Origin of the sequence: Streptomyces sp. CB02959, from assembly GCF_002803155.1 — a bacterium.
Taxonomy (GTDB): Bacteria; Actinomycetota; Actinomycetes; order Streptomycetales; family Streptomycetaceae; genus Streptomyces.
The window spans coordinates 1-17,791 of the sequence record NZ_NNBP01000031.1; the positions used below are offsets into that span (position 1 = coordinate 1).

Genomic DNA, 17,791 nt, shown 5'->3' on the forward strand with positions numbered 1-17,791 from the left:
CCCGGAAAGACAACAGCGTCTGAGGGCCGATCCAGCACCTCGCCAGGCTGCTGCAGGCGCCAGGCGGTGATCCGCTGCAGGCAGCCCCATAGGGCCGAGGCGGCATCTCCTCACCGTTCGACGGGTTGCGACAGAGCATGTTTGACCTGCCGAGTCCGCTCGTCGGTAAGGACTTCGACCCGGTCGTTCGCCAGTGCCTCCATGGTCTGCTCCGCAACATCATCCGCACTGATCTTCGGTGCGTCCGTGAAGGAACTGAGATCCGTTTCCACGAAACCGGCGTGGACACCGATCACGAGAGTTCCCTGCTCGCGCAGGCCTTCCCGCAGCGCGCCCGTCAAGGACCACTGGGCTGCCTTGGAGGCCGCATACCCGGGATAGTCCGGCCGGGACACCCAGGAGGCGGTCGACAGCATGTTGATCAGTGCGCCGCCGCCATTACGCGCCAGGACCGGCGCGAAGGCACGGGACACGGCCCAGGTGCCGAAGTAGTTGACCTCCATCGCCTCGCGCGCGCCGGCGAAGGAGCCAGTCCACAGCTTAGTGTCGAAACCTCCGACGCCCGCGTTGTTGATCACGATGGTGACGTCATCGGCGGCCGCGGCCGCCGCGGCGATCTCTTCCATCACGGTGACGTCCAAACGCAGCGGAGTCAGATCCTTGTCGCCCACGCTCGCCGGATCGCGGACACCGGCGTAGACCGTCACTGATCCCCGCGCGATGAGCGCGCGGGCGAACGCGTAGCCGATGCCACGATTGGCCCCGGTAACCAGGGCAGTCGATCCTCTGATCTCCATCGCCCTTCCTTCCCACTGCCGCCTGCCGATCAGCGAGGGACGCCCCTGCGATGGGAGGCTCTGTCGTCGCGCACGCAGGTTGCCCACGCGAGAAGTCCTCACCACCACCAGCGTGCATCGGGCGCCGCAGCGACGCACGCGAGACGGCTCCCGGTTGCAGGACCCTTATCCACTGTCAGCGACCGGCCCTCACAGAGCGACCTCCGCCGAGATGACGTACGAGGGCTTCCTGGAACACCGGCACGAGGCGCTGACCTGGTCGAACGGTGGGGGCTTCATGCGGCAGCCCTGGCACGCAGTGGCCGCACCGCCGACGCACCGGCGGGCCGCTTCCTACCCATGGCCTTGGTCCCGGCCGTCTTCGAAGACGAACAGTGGCTTGGTGCCGTGTGCGGGTGCCTCGGCGAGCGCAACGGCTTCTTTGAAGGCTTCGAGCGCGGTGACGACAAGGACGTGGCCCCGCACATCGGAGCCGCCACGAAGGTGGTGGACGCGCTCGGCCGACGGATGATCCCGGGGCTCAACGACGCCCATCTGCACGTCATTCGGGGCGGGCTCAACTACGTGCTGGAACTGCGCTGGGACGGTGTTCGCACGCTGCGCCGGGGCCTGGCCATGCTGCGGGAACAGGCCGCGCGCACCCCCAAGGGCCAGTGGGTGCGGGTGGTGGGAGGCTGGTCGGCCGAGCAGTTCGCCGAGCGAAGACTGCCGAGCGTCGCGGAGCTGAATGCCGCCGCTCCCGACACCCCGGTTTTCGTCCTGCACCTGTACCAGTCCGCCGTCCTCAACCGGGCTGCGGTGAAGGCGGCCGGATTCGGCAAGGACACGCCCGATCCGCAAGGCGGACAGATCGTCCGCGGCCGGGACGGGGAGCCGACGGGCCTGCTGCTCGCGGCGCCCAGCGCCCTCGTCCTCTACTCGACCCTGGCCAAGGCGCCGGTGCTGGAGGGCCAGGAAACGCCCCTGTACTCGCTCGACGGTATGAGCTCAGCCGAGCGCGGGCCGCATGCCTCGATCGGGAGGGCCCGGTCCAAATCATCCTCACCGCGGCGGAAGCGTCGTACCTGCCACCGTCTGCGGTCGGATCTCGGTGCAGGGCCTCCTTGAATACTTCGTTCGCCGCCGGTGGACTGACTTCGCGGGGCGAAGCCGCGAGGCCCGTCAGTACGCGGCCGGACGTCTCGAACCAGCCAACGACGGGCTCGCAGGCGCCCAGGATCGCGGCGCGGGCGGCGGATCGGTCACCCCTGGGCTGGTAACCCGCGCGCGACCACAGGTCGACTATGGCGTCTCCGGTGAGCCGCAGGGCGGAGGCCGTGTTGGCCAAGCGGCTCACCTCGGGCAGCACGAGCCGCTTGGTACCGCGCTCGGCCACGTATCCCCGGAACTGTTCGTCGACGGCGGCACCACCCAGTTCTAGCTGCAGGACTGGATCGAATCCCTCACCGACCCCAGCACGATCAAGGCTCACGCCGAGCTGCTGTGCGACACCGCGGTCGCCGCCGACGAGGACCTGGTCGGTACCTTGGCGGCGGGGCCACGACGGCCGTGCGGCAGGCGGCGGTTGTGGGCCCACCGGGTCTCCTCCGGCCGGCGGCAGAGCCCGAGACGGCCGCCGTCGCGCGCGGCCCTGGAGAGGCGAGCGGACCTCGACAGTCGTGACGGCAGGCCCGGGCCAGCGGAGCACGACAGCCAGCCGGACTGGCGCCGAGGTCGGACGGCCGTCAGGCGCCCCACGACCAGCTAAGTCGTCAGCGGCAAACTGGCACAGAACGTGTCGACTTTCCGGCTCTCGCGTGCATGCGGGTGTCTGTCGCCCGCCGAACGGTCGAACCGATGCTCCGCACGGCTCGACGGGGCGCACGGTGGGCTCGCGATGGCTGCGCGGTTCCTACTCGCCCCCTGCTGGCAGAGCTCCGACGGCTGCGGTGTAGCCGGGTGGTGCCCCGCCGCCGTGCACGGCGGCGGGGCACCACCCTCACGGGGCGGGGCAAGGCTTACACGGAGGGGTCTCCGGGTGTCCCGGGTCCTCCGGGCGGGTCGGCCGCCGGGCCGGCGGGGTCCGGGTGGAGGTAGAAGACCTCGCCGGGGAACGGCGGGGCACTGGGCTGGTTGTGGCGCTGAACGAGGGTGGCGCCGTCCGATTTCGAGTTGTGGTCGACACTGGCGTACAGGCGGGTGGAGTTGTTGCGCAGCTCGGTCTCGTTCGGCCGGAACGGGTTGGGGTGCACCAGGGTCCAGTTCTGGGTGTCCGCCTGCCGGCCGCCGGGGGCGGGGAGCCGTCCGGGCCGTGGCAGGTCCAGATGTTGAGGGCGTCGCCGGCCCGGGACTTCTGGCCCTCGTCGACGTCCAGGCACTTCTGGCTGCTGTAGCTGATCAGGCGGTACAGCGGGCCCCTGCCGATTCCGACGCTGTTCCGCTCCAGGCCCACAGTCGGTTGGTGGCGCCGGTGGTGTGGTACTGGATGACGTGCGTCCCGTCGCCCAGGCTCTCGTGGAAGACGTCCAGGTTCAGGCCGCTGAGGCCCGAGGTCACGGTGAGGTCCCGCGGCCCGGCTCCGGCCTGCAGCGAGCCGAAGTAGGGCCAGTGGTCGCTGCCGCGGTTGGCCTCGACGGTGGCCTGCCATGTCTGCGTGTCGACGTTGGAGAACATGTAGTCCAGTTCGCCCTCGCTTCGCTGGGTGGCCTGCTCGCTGTTGTAGATGCGGGTTCCGGCCGGGAGCCTGCCGTTCTGCTCGCCGGGATCACGGTTGAAGTCCCCCAGCGCCACCCAGCGGGCGATGCGGCGTGTGGCCGCCGCGGCGGCGAACCTGCGCACCAGGGGCGGCCCGTCGGCGTCCCGTCCCCCGCCATTGCGATTGCCGGCCGAGGCGTGCACGCTGGCGAACAGGACGTGGTCGGCGCTGCGGACCACGCCGAGCCGTCGCGGTTGGTGCCGCCGATCTGCACCACCTGGTCGGCGCGGAAGGTGGTGACCATTCCGACGTTCCGCGATGCCTGGGGAACGATGTAGAGGTAGCGGTTTTCGTCGCGGCCGATTCGCCACGAATAGACCTCGACGATGCCGATCGAGCGCAGCTGCCGGACTCCCCGGGGCGGCACGCTGGGAACTTCCTGGAGTGCTACCACGCTGCTGGTCCGGGCGATCGCGGCCACACCGGCCCAGCGGTCGCGCCCGTTCTCCATGTTCCAGGTGACCAGTCGGTGGCTGTCCGGGCTCGCCGTCTGTGCTGTGCCGCCTCCTTTCCACCACCAGCAGGCCGCCGAGCGTCAGCGCGGTGGCGACGACGGCTGCAGCACGGTGCAGCCGCCTGCCGCGCGCCCGGGCCGTAGGCGCTTCAGGTGGTCGCTTGGCCGGCCATCGGCGCAGTGACGTAAGGAACCGCATGATTGGGCGTGTCCGACGGGTCCCGTGACGGGTCTGGAGGTGGATCCGCTAGTGAGAACGAGGAGGGAGAACAAGCTCAGCGCGTGAGCACGACCCCCACCGCGACGCCGAGGAAGATCATGCTTCCGGCGAACAGGCCGACGATCCGAGACAGGCGGTGCTTCCGGGTGAATACCCTTGCGCATGCCGGCCTTTCGGGAAGGTAGACGACCGGCACATGGGCTCCGAGGGCCAGCCCCAGCCCCAGCCCCGTCGCGACGGGCCGGAACCTGACGGCCCGGCCCTGGCGGTCGGTGAACTCGATGACGGGCGTCGAACAATCGTCCGCCGGCTCATGCTCCTGGTCCACCACCACCCCCTCGGCATGCAGCCCGTAGCAGCTCAGCCGCATCTGCAGCCGCGCCTCCCGCGCACCGGCCCACAGACTCACCAGGCCCGCCAATACGGCCAGCCCGATAGCGATCGTTTCACCCGTCATCCGTGCCCTGCTCTCCCTCGCGCAGCGCCCGCCCGGCACGGGCCGCGCATCAGGAGGACGCGGCACGCAGCCCGATGGTTCACGAAGGTGCGCGGGCACACCGGCTCCTCGGGCTTCCGTGGCCGTGGCGGGGGGGCGACGAAGGGCCGCCCCGCTCCCTGAAGCCGAGGTCATCACCGGAGCCACTCTCTGCGGACGCTGGGGCGGTCGTGTGTCTTCTTGCCGTTGGGGCGGTGGGTGGCGCGGTACTGGGCCAAGGACATGCAGTGGTGTCCGGTGACCTCGCCGAGCTCGCCGACCCCCTGGGTGGTCAGCCAGTTGAGCCACCGGACCAGTTGCAGCAGTTCGTCGTAGAGGCTGTTGACGACGCGGACCGTCCGGTTGGCGTACGGCAGCGTTCGAACGGCTTGCTGCCCGGGGGCCATCTGGGCGGCGATGTACTCCTTGGCCACCGTCTTCCACCGCTCATTGATGATCCCCGAGAAGTCCAGGCGCCGTGCGCACTTCGCCACGTAGGCGGGGATCCCGATGACCTGGGTGAAGACCCAGACGTCGTCCTCGAATACCGAGCGGGCCGCCCAGATGGGGAGAATGAAGCCGGCCAGACGGCAAATGTCGGCCCCGGCGAAGGGCGAGGTGCGGTTTTGGACGGCGGGACCTCGGTCAAGGGTGTGGTATTCACAGGGTGCTCTCCTCGGGCAGGAGCAGTATCTCGGCGTCGGTGTCGGTGACCTGGGCGGCAGCCGCAGCGAGCTGCGTGGGGTCGTACTTGGTCAGGACTTCCTCGATGCGCTGGGCGTAGTGACCGAAGACGGGCATGAACTGCGCGGCGGGCATCTGCTGCCACTACCGGGCGAAGAACGCCTTCATGCGCAGGAGGTTCGCCGCGTGCCGCGGCGTGAAGAGGGCGAGTGGACACAGCAGGCACACCCAGGGGCGGGCCGGTTCACGGCTTTCTCTTCGGGCCGTGCAATCCCGCGGTCGGATCGGCGCAGGACGCCACGAACACATCGCGCTGGCCACCCACGAGTTCAGTGATCGCCCGATCGTCCAACTCCAGTTCGCTGACCGGCCGCGGGAACTGACGGGCCAGGTCGGCGACCTGCTCGTCCGACACAGCATGGGCGATTGCCCCCTCCGGAGCAGATCACCCTGGGCCTGCTCGACGATGTCTTCCAGCGCGCTCTGCTGGGCCTCGGTCATCGAGGACAGGTAGTGGTCGCCTTCCACTCCCGGGGTGTGGTTGGGGTCGATCGTCGAGCGCCGGTTGCCGATCCAGGCAGAGCGGTCCCGGCGGGACTCGAACGTCGTGCGGATCCGGTGACGGTGCACCATGACCGGCGCCCCGTTGGCGTCGACCACCCCCGAGTCTCGGGACCAGTCGACGGCAGTGGACTTGTAGGGGCGCCGTACCTCCACGGCCCGAGGCCCTCGTCGCCCGCGCGACGCGAGGTGTGGGCGAGCCACAGCCACGTTGCGCAGCCGCGGTGGGCAGTGCGACCTCGCCAGTTCGGCATATTCAAGCCACCGTTCCAACAGCCGCACAGCCTTGCTCGGCAGCGTGATGCTCTCCTCGGGCGTACGGCCCTTGATATAGCGGACCAGCACCGCACTGTCGTCCGCCCAGTCAAGGCCGTCGATGCCCAGATCGGCGATGCCGTCCGGCACGATGTCGCTGTACACGCCGAACAGCACCCGGTAGGCGATCACGACGCGAGGGCTGGGGAAGAGCGCTTCGCGTGCTTCCACGAAGAAGCGCTGATGGCCACGGCCGGTCCGATAGCGCATCTGCTCGTACGACAAACCGGCGCGCTCGCCCAGCTTTCGTGTCGTCGCGGGCCCGTGGTGAACCATCAGCCAGAAGATGTTCTCTCGCGTCCAGCCGTGTACGTACGGGTCCTGGCCGGCCTCTGCCGTTTCTCTGGCCGCCCGGTACGCAGCCCATGACGCCTTGGCGATCGTTCGGGCTGCACGGGTCAGCCCGGACCAGGCGATTTCGTCGTACGGCGGCAGTGGCTCACTGTTCGGGTGCCGGTTGTAAAGACGCAGCACCGTGCGCACGCACGCGTGCACGAACTCGGCGTGGTCGTGAATGGAATTCCCCGGCCGCCACTGCGCCGGGTAGGAACGGCAGTGCCAGGGAAGATCGGGCGCGCTCGCGCGATATCCGCGTGCAGCGAGCAACGGCAGAAGGTGCCGGTAGATCCGAGAGCCTGTGGCCCCCGGGTGAATGCACACGATCGGGACGCCTTCGCCGGCCTCGTCGAAGTAGGTGCGTGCACCGTTGACCGCGGACATAGCGGCCCGTGATCGGTTCGAAGATCGTCATCACTCAGCTCCTTGCCGGTCACATGCAGGGATTTTTCGTCCGCATGGCAGGGGCTCACTGTTAGCATTAAGGCAACTGAGATCTGGGTAAAGCAAACTGGGATCTTAGCGCGCTGCCCGCGGGCGGCGACGGGCCGGTATCCGGCTGACAGCGCCGCTGAGTCCGAGGCCAATACGGGGTTGGGTGAGGGATTCTGGCTGGTGAGGCCGATGGTCTTCGATACTCTGCACTGGAGTGAGGACGGGGCGGAGTGCAGGGACTGCTTCGTCGAATCCGACGGGGTTGTCCGTTTGCCTTACGGCCTTGCCAGTGTTGAGACCGTGACTCACTGGGCTGAGCTGCCCACCCTTCCAGGCGGGATGACGCACCTGGTTCTCGGGGAAGGCGCGCAGTCAGTTCTCCAGAATGCGTGGGGCGCTCGTTCCCTCACCTGACCGACGGCGCGCTCCGACGGCTGGCGCGAGTTCCTCGTTCTCTCGATGGGCCCGGGCCGTGGGCATCAGGCCGTCCAACGCGGCCCGGATCCGCACGAGTTCGTCGATGTGCTCGGAGAGTAGGTCGGGCTCCTGCGTCATCCGCTGCACACAGTCGCATGTGTCAAAGTCCCGACATGGAATCGTCGGCGCGTGTGTCACCGAGGAGGCTGTGCCGTCACCAAGTCGAGCATCCTACGCGGGACGGATCAGGCGGTTCCTTGGAATGCCTTTGCGGAGGATGGGCAACTACAATGCACATATGTGCCCATCAGGGGCTTGAACGAGGGCGGAGGCACTGCTGGCCGCCTCGCAGTCCGAGCGTAGCGCGACGGTCTTCAGCGCCCCGCGCAGGACACCGTGCTCTTCTCGGATTTCCCAGGGAGCGTTCCCATGGCTGGTCAAACCGCGTCAATCGTCCTTGAGCCCGAGGCACAACAACTCGCCGACGCGACGTCGCATCATCCGTTCCTGTATGAGCTGGATCCGACCGCAGCACGCAAGGTGCTCGACGACCTCCAGGCCGCGCCAGTCGACAAACTGCCGGTCGACGAGGAGTGGGTTTCGGTTCCGGCAGCGGTGGGCGATGTACGGGTACGCATCGTCAAGCCGCAGGGTGCCACTGGAACGCTGCCCGTCGTGTTGTACATGCACGGCGGTGGCTGGGTGCTGGGCAATGCCGGTACTCACGACCGCCTGGTACGCGAGTTGGCGGTCGGCGCCCGTGCGGCAGTGGCCTTCGTGGAGTACACGCCGTCGCCCGAAGCGCACTACCCCGTGGCCATCGAGCAGGGCTACGCCACCGAGCAGTGGATCGTCCGCGAGGGGGCGTCCAGGGGGCTTGATGCGCAGCGCATGGCAGTGGCCGGGGAATCGGTTGGCGGGAACATGACCGCCGCGCTCGCCCTCATGGCCAAGGAGCGCGGTGACGTCAAGTTCGTACAGCAGTCAATGTATTACCCGGTGACGGATGCAGCCATGGACACCGGTTCCTACGACCAATTCGCCACCGGCTACTACCTGAGCCGCAAGCTGATGGAATGGTTCTGGGACGCCTACACGAACGACCCGAAGCAACGCGCGGAGATCACCGCGTCTCCCAACCACGCCACCATCGAGCAGCTCTCCGGCCTGCCGCCCGCCCTGCTGCTCGTCGACGAGGCCGACGTCCTGCGTGATGAGGGCGAGGCGTATGCCGCCAAGCTCAGAGCAGCCGACGTTCCGGTGACCACGGTGCGCTACGACGGCACGGTGCACGACTTCATGATGCTCAACTCGCTGAGTCAGTCCAAAGCCGCCCGCGGAGCCATCGACCAGGCAACGGCGTTCCTGCGCAACGCCCTCGGAACCGCCCAGGTCTAGAGGGCATGCGAAAGGCAAGGCAGCCATGAGTCGCGTGCGTAAGTGACAGGCCGGGATCTACGTGTTGGGGACGGGGACGGGGACGGGGCGGGCGGTGAGGCGGTTTGCGGTACGGGCTGCACACGCTGTTGGAGGTCTGGAAGGTCTGGGCAAGTGAGCCGGTGGTGGCCCTGGCGGATGGCGGGGCTTCCGGGCAGTTGGACTCATTGCTGCCCATGAGTGAGCCTCCGCCAACTTGAAGGCACAGGTCAAAGGGCTGGCGTGACGGTCTCCCGAGGTTCTCACGCTGGTCGGAGGCGGCAGTCTCCGGAGTAGATCGTCTGTCAGCGGTTGACTTCAAGATTCGTCAGGACCAGCAGGACGAGCAGGGCGCGCAGGAGGTGGGTGGCGCGGGTGGTCTCCGTGCTCACTCGCAAGTCCAGTGCGTCGCGCAGTAGTTCCGGTCAGGAACCCGAGCTGCCGCAGCATCGTCATCCTTCCGCCATCCCGACGGCGGCATCTGCCTCGGCGGCGCTCTCCCAGCCCTTCTGCTTGAGTACAAACGCGGCGACGAGGGCGGCGACCACCAAGGAAGGCGGCGGAGATGTGGAACGCCGTCTGGACCGCGCGGTCACCGGGCCCGACGGCGGCTACCGTCTCGACGTGCCGGGCCCCGGCTCGTACGTCCTGATCACCTCGGCCGGAGGTTCCGCCGACGCCAGTAGCGGCAGCGGTTCTCCTGTCCGGGACCGGTCTCGATGTTCTGCCCGTTCTGTTCTTCAGGGCCGGTGACCCGGCACCGCCGGTCTCAGGACCAGGCGATCTCGCCATGGCGGTCGATGAAGCGTCCGGTGCCGGCACCGGGCCCCTCGGTGGCGAGGGCGACGATCGCGTCCGTGCCCTCGGTGACGGTCTGGGAGCCGCTGTGACCGTTTATGTCGGTCGCGGTGTAGCCGGGGTCGGCGGCGTTGACGCGAATGCCCTTGAGCCCTTTGGCGTACTGCGTGGTCAACATCGTCAGCGCCGCCTTCGAGGAGGCGTACAGCGGCACGACGACGTGCGACTCGGACCGGCCGGGGTCGTGGGTGAAGGCGAGGGAGCCCATGCCGCTGCTGACGTTGATGATCAGGGGGTCGTCCGAACGGCGCAGCAGCGGCAGGAACGCGGTGGTGGTGCGGACCACGCCGATGACGTTGACGTCGAGGACGGCGCGGGCGTCCGCGGCGGTGAGGTCGCCGGGATCACCGAAGGGACCCTGGACCCCCGCGTTGTTGATCAGGACATCGATCCTGCCCTCGTGCTCGGCGACGTCCGCGGCGGCGGCGGCCACGGACGCGTCGTCGGTCACGTCGACGGGGACGAAGCGTGCGCCCAGCGCGGCGGCTGCCTCCTCACCCCGCTCACGGTCGCGGGCTCCCAGGACAACGGTGTGACCGCACGCGATGAGGCGGCGGGCGGTCTCGCGGCCGATGCCCTTGTTGGCTCCGGTGATGAAAGTGATCGTCATGCCTTCGATAGTTGCCTGGACGAGGGAGCCGGACCAGGGACGCTTCGACGGTGGGAAGACCAGTACCACCCTCGCGCCCCCGCATGTGATCGGGGACGCGGGAGGATGGAGGGCATGACGACGACACCCCCCGGAGCTGGACTGGGCGCGATGATCCGCACGTGGCGGAACCGGCTGCCCCCGTCAGCCGCTGGGCTGCCGGTCGTCCGCAAGCGCCGGGCTGTCGGGCTGCGGCGCGAGGAACTGGCCGACCTGGCCGGAGTGTCGGTCGACTACGTCGTGCGCCTGGAGCAGGGGCGGGCCACGACACCCTCGGCGTCGGTGGTGGCGTCCCTGGCGCGCGCTCTCCAACTGTCCACCGCCGAGCGGGACCACCTCTACCGGCTGGCCCAGATCGTGCCGCCGGCGGACGGCACGATCTGCGACCATCTCCCGCCCGGTATGCAACGGGTACTCGTCCGCCTCGGAGACGTACCGGTGGCCGTGTTCGCGGCGGACTGGCAACTGGTGTGGTGGAACCACGGGTGGGCCGCCCTGCTGGGAGACCCCTTGGCCTCGCCGCCGCGGATGCGCAACTTCGCCCGCGACAGGTTCCCGGTGGACGTCGATCACACCCCCCTCGCGCTGTGGCCGGTCACCGAGACGGACCCCGACACCGCCGACGCCGCCCTCGTATCCGATCTGCGCCGCGCCACCGGCCGCTTCCCCCGGGACAGCCGCCTGGCCGCGCTGGTCCGCGACCTGAACGCAGGCAACGAGAGGTTCGCCGAGCTGTGGGCGACGGGAGAGGTGACCGCGAACCGCGAGGTCCACAAGAGGGTCGATCACCCGTCGGTGGGCCCGGTCACGGTGGACTGCGATGTCCTGACCGACGGCGACACGGAGCTCAAGATTGTCATCATGACCGCCGCGCCGGGCAGTGAGGACGAGACCAAACTCCAGCTCACCACCGTCGTCGGCCCACCGGCCGGCACGCGCAACTGATCCGCCCCGCCCATCGGCCGACCGACGGCTCACGGTTTTCGTGACGCACCACACCGTTGGACACGCACCGACGGGTGATCAGGACGGCCCGCTGGCGGACTGCCCGGACGGCGCCCTCGTTCCGCCTGGCCACGAACCGCGGTGCCCTGTTGACATCACCCTCGCCGCGCTGGGTGGTCGGTGGACGCCGCTGGTAGTCCGCGAGTTTCTACGCCGCGGTCAGACCACATACTCCGAACTGTCCGCCGCCCTGCCCGCTCTCTCGGACAGGCCGACCCAGTTGACCAGTGCGGGCGTCATCGAGCGTCACCGCACCCCGGGCTGGCCTCCGCGCGTCCGCTACATTCTGACCAGCCAGGGCCGGGCGCTGGAACCAGTGGCGCGCAGCATGTGGGAGCGAGGCACAGCGCGACGGGACGCCCTTGACCAAACGCCAGACCCGTAGAACACGGCCTGAACCTCGTCAGCTCCCCGGTTCTTGCTCGCTGCGGCTGGACGGCCTTCTACGATCCGGTGCATGGATCCTGAGCTGCTGGAACGGATCACCACGCGGCGCGCGGAACTGGACGAACTCGAAGAACAGCTGGCCAAGCAGTTGGCGGAGGTACGGGCCGAGCGGAACGAACTCGCCGTCGCCGAACGCGTCCTTGAACGGGTGAGCGAACAGCATGCCGAAGAGCGGGCATCGGTCACGCCGGCGCCCGGGCAGGTGGGCGGACGAGCGGTGATGCTGATCCCGCACCGCACGTCAGGCGTGGAGGAGAGCACACTCCCGCCGGACTACCAGCGCCGTCTGCCGCTGTCCACGAGCACCGTCAACCACCTCGCCGATCTACTGCGACGCCACCTGAAGGCGATACGGTCCAGGTGGCGGATCCTGCCGCCCGGGAGGATCACGGTGATCGTCTTGGCCGTGCTGCGCCACGACCAGCGCCTGGCCGACATGGCCGGCGGCAACAATGTGTCCGAGTCCACCGTCCGCCGCTGGCGCGACGAGTGATCGCCCTCCTCGCCGCGCAGGCTCCGCGCCTGGACCGCGCCCTGAAGAAGGTGGCCAAGCAGGGCGGGGAGGTAGTCCTGATCGACGGCACCCTCATCCCCACCCGACGCCGCACAGGAAAGGCCGACCGGCGCAACGACTCCGGCAAATCCCGCCATCACGGCCTGCACTTCCTCGCCGTGACCGACGAGAGGGGCCGGCTGATCTGGATATCCGCCGCCCGGCCCGGCCGCACCCACGACATCACGGCCGCCCGCCACGACCACATTCTGGCCCACCTGCGCGCCGCCGGTCTCGGCGCATTGACGGACCTCGGCTTCTGCGGCCTCGACAACGACGTACGCGACCCCGTGATCGTCACCGGCTTCACAGCCACCCGCGCTCACAAGCTCACCCCCGGCCAGAAGACCGCCAACCGCGTCCTCGCCACCGGACGCACACCGGTCGAACGCGGATTCGCCCACCTCAAGAACTGGCGGACCCTCACCAAACTCCGCACCGACCCCGCCCGCGCCACCCACCTCCTGCGCGCCCTGCTCGTTCTGACGAACCTCGAAGTCAACCGATGACGGATGATCTACTCCGCAGACCGTCGCCCACGACCAGCGTGAGCACCCCGAGAACCGGTCACACCAGCTCTTTGACCTCTGATTTCAAGTTGGCGGAGGCTCAGTGAGGAACATCGGCGACAATCCACTGCCGGTGCTGCTTGACCGACCACAGCCCCCGCTTCCGCGCCCTCGTCCTGGCCCGGCGAGCTGCGCGTCCGGGGTGGGTGCCCACGGCGCGCATTGGACGCCTCGTCGCGGGCCACGGAAATCGCCGGTGCCGGGCTGGCGTCGCCCCATGATGCTGACCGTGCCTCGACACTCTCCGACTTCGGCAGCACAGTCGTCACCGCGATACTCCTGGTCGGGGTCCCCGCGGTGAACGACATCGGAGGCGCCGGGGCCGGTTTCACGGTGGTCGCCGCGGGCTGCGGGGCGGCGTACGCCCTTGGTACGTGGCCTGGCGGCTGCTCTTCCGTCGAAGGGCGGCCCGTAGCGGGCGGCTGAGCCATGGGAGCCTGTGGGGTGTTTTCCAACGGGTGGTGCCCCAGGCGCCGCCCCGCCGTCAGGGGGCGGGCGACGCCCGGTCGTCGAGCGGCCGACATCCGAGGTGTGCGTCAACTTCGGTAGAACCCCGGCTGGCTCCTCTGCGGTCGGGCCGGATCTCGAAGGGGGTGCCGTCGTCGTCGCGCCAGATGTCGCCCCGGTGGCCGTTGCGGTCGGAAATGGCCTCCAGGGGGAGGGCGACCCGGCCGGCCGCGGCCTCCTCCGGGGTCACGGAGGCCGGCAGGAAGTGCAGGGTGTGCCCGGCGTCGCGGTCGGTGACGCGGATCTCGCCGGCCGGTGTCCCGTCCCAGCGCAGCTCGAGGAGGGGGCCCAGGTGGGGGAGGACGGCGGTGTCCGGGGTGGGCACGTCGTACGAGAGCAGCATGCCGTCGGCGGTGGCCAGGACGAGTCCCCGCTCATCGGCCTCCAGGCGCTGGTCCAGGGTGGAGGCCCAGGAAGCGCCGAACCACCGACCGCAGCGGTAGGACGACAGGTGGGTGCGCTCGACGACGAGGTCGAGCAGGCCGGGTAGGCGTACGTCGGTCTCGGTGAGGATCATCTCGCCCGACACGAGATCGATGGGGTCGCCGCCCTTGCAGCGGCCACCCGCGGGCTTGGACGATCCCACCCTGTCCCGGTTCGCCCCGTCCCGCAGCGATGAGGGGCCGGAGGAGTTCGGCCCACCGGATCCGGGGCCCTTCGAGGAGCCTTTTGGGCCCCCACCCTCCGGTCCGGCCGACGGGTGGGGTGACGAGGAGGGCGCGGAACGAGGGGCCTTGGGCATGTCACCGTGCCGGCCCTTGAGGATGTCGTCCATGGCCGACGTGTGTTTGGCGTCGGTTTCAGCGTGGTTCTTCGCCACCTGCCGCAGGCGGTCGCCAGTGTCGTGGTAGAGGTTCTTGACAGCCTTCCCCGCGTCCTCGTCCAGCGTCTTGCCGAGCCGCACCGCACCGTCCTCCAATGCTTTGACGATACGATTCGTCACGCGAAGCTCACCCCGCTCAGCTTGTTCGTGAAGTCCGTGGCATGCGCCTCCATCGTCTCGGCGTGCTGGGCCAACGCCTGGGAACGCGAATGCAGTTCCTCGGGGTGGACGGAGAAGCTCTCTCCTGCGCCGCCGCCGGTGGGGACACCGAGTGCCTTGGCGGTGCCCTCGTAGACGAGTCCGCTCACCGCCTTGCCGACCACGTCGACGAGCGGGGTGATGGCGGCCTCGAAAACCTGGGCCGACGACGTACTGCTCCAACTGCTGCTCCAGGTAGCTCGTCGCCTTGCGGGCCGCCGCGATGATGCCGGCCTCCGCAACCTCGGCGAGGCCGAAGGTGAAGGCCGCGGCGGCCTGGTCCGCGACGAACGTCACGGCGAGCGCGACCAGTTCGGCGATGGCCGCCGCCTTCATGGCCACGATGACACCGGCCGCGGCGTCCAGGGCGGTCGCCACCGTGTGACAGCGGTCACCAACTCGTTCATGTGGCTGGACGACATCTGGCCCCACTTGGCCATGAGAGCGTCGTAGGAAGCACCCTGATAGATCTCGGACAACTGCTTCACCGACGAGGTGGCGTCCTGGTGGCACTGCTGGACGTTGTTGGCGAAGTCCCTTACGTGGCAACCGAATTCGCTGACCTTGTCCTCGTTGACATTCGGCCAGTGGACGCCGATGAAGTCGAGAAACGACACCACCGCGTCGGGCAGTTCCAGTGCCACTGGTCCCCCCAGATGAGATCTCGTCAGACCCGTTGTCGCAACGTATCGCCGCCGGATAAGGGTCGGGCAATCTGACGGTCAGTTTTGTCCCAGATGCCGCTGCGGAGTTCGGTGCCGAGAACCCCCGACCGATCGGCGACGGCTCGACGAGACGCGGGGACACAGTAAGCTTGCCGGCCAGCGACCCGATGACGGCCACAACCTGGCGTTCACGACACGTGTCGGCCCCGGTGTTCAGCTCACCTCTTCGACGTCGACGAGGAGCTGAGCCACCAACTCTTCCTCGCCGACACTCCCTGGTCAGGGCCTTCCACCGGCGCGTTGTCCAGCCCGTTCTGCCGGGCCGCCAGGGCATGGTCCCGCCCTGGCGACGCGCGGTGGTCGACGGCCTCGCCATGGCCTTCCCTCACCGCGGATCGACGATGAGCTGCGGACCTCGTGGGCGGAGGGTGGCTGAGGTGGCGCTCTCCCGGACGGGGGTGGGGGTGGCCGGCGTGAGCCGCCAGCGGGCCAGGACGACCGCGGCGATGAGGAGAATCTCGGCCCAGGCGAAGGATTGGCCGACGCACTTGTGTTGGCCCGCACCGAAGGGGAGGAACAGCTTGCGTGACGTGTGATCCCCGGGCCGTTGCCACCGACCGGGGTCGAAGCGCAGGGGGTCGGGGTGGAGCCGCGGGGATCGGTGCAGGGCGGCCGGGCTGAAGAGGATCTCCGTCCCCGGGGGCAGCCGCGCTTCGGCGCAATCGAGAGGAGCCACCGTCCGGCGCATGAGGATCCAGTTGGGGGTGTGGAGCCGGAGGGTCTCGCTGAGCGCGTGCCCTGTACGTTCCAGGCGTGGCAAGTCGCTCCAGGACACAGAGCCGTCGGCGGCGATGGCGCGCACTTCCTCGCTCAACTCGTCCTGTAGTTCCCGGTGCCGGGCGAGTTCGTGGAACAGCCAGGACAGCGTGGTGGCGACCGTCTCGGTGCCGGCCAGGAGCAGCGAGACCGCCTCGTCCCGCACCTGGGCCGGTTCCATGGCGAGGCCCGTCTCCTCGTCCCGGGCGGTCAGCAGCAGGTTCAGCACCGTGCTGTCCGGGTTCCGGCAGGGGAGGGCCTGCGCGACGACGTCATCCACCACGGTGCGCAGCTCCCGGACCGCCGAGTCGAAGCGCCGGTTGCTCGGAAGGGGCAGCTTCTCCAGCAGGGGGGAGGGGTAGAGCGCGCGTTGGACGAATCCCGTGAGGACCACGGGTACGGCCTGGTCGATCCGGTGTTTCTGGGCATCGTTCAGGCGGGTGGCGAACAGCGCTTCCATCACGATGTCCCGGGTGAGCGCGTGCATCTGCGTGGTGATCGGTACCGGTCGCCCGGGCTTCCAACGGGACACCGCCGAGGCTGCCTGACGGGTGGTCAGCGCCGCGTATCGGCGGATGCTGTCGCTGTGGAAGGCCGGTTGCACCAGGCGCCGCTGGCGGAGGTGGAACGCGCCCTCGGAGAGGAACAGCCCGTTTCCCAGCAGCCCGCGGGCCTTGTCGAAGACGAAGCCCTTTTCGGTCTTCGCGGCGTCTTCGACGAGCAGCCGGTGGACGAGTTCGGGCGTGGTGAACACGTGAACCGGTCGCCGCCACAGGTGGATCCGCACCACGGGGCCGTAGTCGGCCAGCGACTGCAGGAAGGGTACGGGGTGGGTCAGCAGCGGAATCAGGTGTCCGAGCAGGGGCAGCCGGCCGGTGGCACACGGCACTCCGTCGCGGAAGACTTCGGCTCGGGTCATCGGCGGCTCGTCGTCGCTGCCGGCGCGTCGAATCGCGAGCTGTGGCGGGACCACTCGATGTGCCCCCGCAGCCACAGGCCGAGACTGCGCGCGTACGCCGAGGTCGCGGCGCTGCCGTCGGCACGGACGGCGTGGCTCAGCTCGATGAAGGCGCTCATCTCGGCGTCGCGCATGGCGACGGCCAGCTTCCGGGCCTCGGCGGGTGAGCAGCGATGGTGGCAGGCGAGGACCTCGACCAGGTTGTGGCGGCCCTGGCCGGCGGCCTTCTCCTTGGCATGGGAGTACAGGTCGTTGTCCCAGCTCACCAGGTTCGCGGTGAGGTCCCTGAGCGTGCGCAGCGCGGGGCCGTCCGCCTCCGCCGGCGGCGGTTCGTGGCCCGCCGCGACGTCGACGAGGGCGAGACAGGTGTACGTCGCCCCGGTGTGTCGGCGCATGGCCACGTACTCGGCCAGCCCCGGTACCACTCCCGCCTCGCGGTTCGCGGCCTCCCACACCTGGGCGAAAAGGTAGTCGCGGACCGTGCACTCCCACCGGAAGAGCTGCGACGGCGACGCCTGTGCACCTACCCGGTCCCGGATCTCCCGCAGGGCCACCGCGTAGGCACGAGACGGTCCGTCCATCTCGGCCACGGGCGTCTCGGCGTCGAGCGCCCGTGCCAGCAGGGCAGTCGTCCGTGCCAACGGGCCAGGCCGGCTGCCGCGTTCCCGGTCCTCGCAGTACCCGTCGTCGAACGCGAAGAGCCAGACGTACCAGTCTGACAGCAGCCGCAGCATTTCGGCGGCCACCTCGGGATTGGTCCGTGCGGCCAGGTGGCCGCTGCGTTGACGCCGAATCCGCTCGGCCTGGTGCGGTTGCCTTTCCAGCAGCCGGTGTCGTGCCAGCCAGGCCAGGCTCTGCTGGTCGGCCTGCTCGGAGTGTCGGTTTATCAAGGAGGGGAA

19 protein-coding genes and 1 pseudogene are annotated in these 17,791 nt (G+C 69.1%); 7 read left to right on the forward strand and 13 right to left on the reverse strand.

Annotated elements, in window-relative coordinates:
* Positions 1-110: 110 nt before the first annotated feature.
* A complete protein-coding gene (locus CG747_RS37240) occupies positions 111-797 on the reverse strand; it encodes an SDR family oxidoreductase (RefSeq protein WP_100606331.1) in 687 nt (228 codons plus the stop codon).
* Positions 798-1,235: 438 nt separating this feature from the next.
* Between CG747_RS37240 and CG747_RS37245 the strand changes: the two are divergent.
* Positions 1,236-1,754: pseudogene (locus tag CG747_RS37245) on the forward strand (amidohydrolase family protein); the annotation flags it as partial.
* A gap of 1,040 nt (positions 1,755-2,794) precedes the next feature.
* On the opposite strand, the gene CG747_RS37250 reads toward CG747_RS37245, so the two are convergent.
* The 6 genes from CG747_RS37250 to CG747_RS37270 form a co-directional block, all read right to left on the reverse strand.
* Positions 2,795-3,028, reverse strand: a complete 234-nt coding sequence (locus CG747_RS37250; protein ID WP_100606332.1) for a hypothetical protein — start codon at positions 3,026-3,028, stop codon at positions 2,795-2,797.
* 145 nt (positions 3,029-3,173) lie between these two features.
* A complete protein-coding gene (locus CG747_RS37255) occupies positions 3,174-3,710 on the reverse strand; it encodes a hypothetical protein (RefSeq protein WP_100606333.1) in 537 nt (178 codons plus the stop codon).
* 550 nt (positions 3,711-4,260) lie between these two features.
* Positions 4,261-4,662 carry a DUF3592 domain-containing protein gene (locus CG747_RS37260; protein WP_180985863.1) on the reverse strand — a complete coding sequence of 134 codons (402 nt, stop codon included), beginning with the start codon at positions 4,660-4,662 and terminating at the stop codon, positions 4,261-4,263.
* Between the two features lie 173 nt (positions 4,663-4,835).
* Positions 4,836-5,174: a hypothetical protein gene (locus tag CG747_RS37265; protein WP_100606335.1), complete on the reverse strand. Its 339-nt coding sequence runs from the start codon at positions 5,172-5,174 to the stop codon at positions 4,836-4,838.
* Positions 5,175-5,340: 166 nt separating this feature from the next.
* Positions 5,341-5,499, reverse strand: coding sequence for a hypothetical protein (locus CG747_RS48410; RefSeq protein WP_180985864.1), 159 nt, complete (start codon positions 5,497-5,499; stop codon positions 5,341-5,343).
* Between the two features lie 9 nt (positions 5,500-5,508).
* Positions 5,509-6,960 (reverse strand): alpha/beta fold hydrolase, encoded by a 1,452-nt coding sequence (locus CG747_RS37270; RefSeq protein ID WP_100606336.1) that lies wholly within the window; start codon positions 6,958-6,960, stop codon positions 5,509-5,511.
* Between the two features lie 42 nt (positions 6,961-7,002).
* Between CG747_RS37270 and CG747_RS50085 the strand changes: the two genes are divergently transcribed.
* Together CG747_RS50085 and CG747_RS37280 are read left to right on the forward strand one after the other, a co-directional pair.
* Positions 7,003-7,425: an AQJ64_40280 family protein gene (locus CG747_RS50085; RefSeq protein ID WP_308303832.1), complete on the forward strand. Its 423-nt coding sequence runs from the start codon at positions 7,003-7,005 to the stop codon at positions 7,423-7,425.
* Between the two features lie 432 nt (positions 7,426-7,857).
* A complete protein-coding gene (locus CG747_RS37280) occupies positions 7,858-8,826 on the forward strand; it encodes an alpha/beta hydrolase (RefSeq protein WP_100606337.1) in 969 nt (322 codons plus the stop codon).
* A 787-nt stretch (positions 8,827-9,613) separates the two neighbouring features.
* On the opposite strand, the gene CG747_RS37285 is transcribed toward CG747_RS37280, so the two are convergent.
* Positions 9,614-10,312 carry an SDR family NAD(P)-dependent oxidoreductase gene (locus CG747_RS37285; RefSeq protein WP_100606338.1) on the reverse strand — a complete coding sequence of 233 codons (699 nt, stop codon included), beginning with the start codon at positions 10,310-10,312 and terminating at the stop codon, positions 9,614-9,616.
* 105 nt (positions 10,313-10,417) lie between these two features.
* Between CG747_RS37285 and CG747_RS37290 the strand changes: the two genes are divergently transcribed.
* The 4 genes from CG747_RS37290 to CG747_RS48890 all read left to right on the forward strand — a co-directional run bounded on the left by CG747_RS37290 (position 10,418) and on the right by CG747_RS48890 (position 12,865).
* Positions 10,418-11,296, forward strand: a complete 879-nt coding sequence (locus tag CG747_RS37290) for a helix-turn-helix transcriptional regulator (protein WP_180985865.1) — start codon at positions 10,418-10,420, stop codon at positions 11,294-11,296.
* Between the two features lie 40 nt (positions 11,297-11,336).
* A complete protein-coding gene (locus CG747_RS37295) occupies positions 11,337-11,741 on the forward strand; it encodes a helix-turn-helix domain-containing protein (protein ID WP_100606339.1) in 405 nt (134 codons plus the stop codon).
* A 72-nt stretch (positions 11,742-11,813) separates the two neighbouring features.
* Positions 11,814-12,296, forward strand: coding sequence for a hypothetical protein (locus CG747_RS50090; protein ID WP_257980989.1), 483 nt, complete (start codon positions 11,814-11,816; stop codon positions 12,294-12,296).
* Positions 12,293-12,865: a transposase family protein gene (locus CG747_RS48890; protein ID WP_257980990.1), complete on the forward strand. Its 573-nt coding sequence runs from the start codon at positions 12,293-12,295 to the stop codon at positions 12,863-12,865. The genes CG747_RS50090 and CG747_RS48890 overlap by 4 nt, the downstream gene beginning before the upstream one ends.
* Before the next feature lie 544 nt (positions 12,866-13,409).
* Here the strand turns inward: CG747_RS48890 and CG747_RS37305 are convergent.
* From CG747_RS37305 to CG747_RS37320, 5 genes are all read right to left on the reverse strand, one after another.
* Positions 13,410-14,375: a DUF6531 domain-containing protein gene (locus tag CG747_RS37305; RefSeq protein WP_146022219.1), complete on the reverse strand. Its 966-nt coding sequence runs from the start codon at positions 14,373-14,375 to the stop codon at positions 13,410-13,412.
* Positions 14,372-14,578: a hypothetical protein gene (locus CG747_RS50095; RefSeq protein ID WP_257980991.1), complete on the reverse strand. Its 207-nt coding sequence runs from the start codon at positions 14,576-14,578 to the stop codon at positions 14,372-14,374. The genes CG747_RS37305 and CG747_RS50095 overlap by 4 nt, the downstream gene beginning before the upstream one ends.
* A 207-nt stretch (positions 14,579-14,785) precedes the next feature.
* A complete protein-coding gene (locus tag CG747_RS50100) occupies positions 14,786-15,097 on the reverse strand; it encodes a hypothetical protein (RefSeq protein WP_257980992.1) in 312 nt (103 codons plus the stop codon).
* 406 nt (positions 15,098-15,503) lie between these two features.
* Complete coding sequence (locus tag CG747_RS37315) at positions 15,504-16,853, reverse strand: cytochrome P450 (protein WP_100606341.1); 1,350 nt, start codon at positions 16,851-16,853, stop codon at positions 15,504-15,506.
* Positions 16,850-17,782, reverse strand: coding sequence for a terpene synthase family protein (locus tag CG747_RS37320; RefSeq protein ID WP_100606342.1), 933 nt, complete (start codon positions 17,780-17,782; stop codon positions 16,850-16,852). The genes CG747_RS37315 and CG747_RS37320 overlap by 4 nt, the downstream gene beginning before the upstream one ends.
* Positions 17,783-17,791 lie beyond the last annotated feature (9 nt).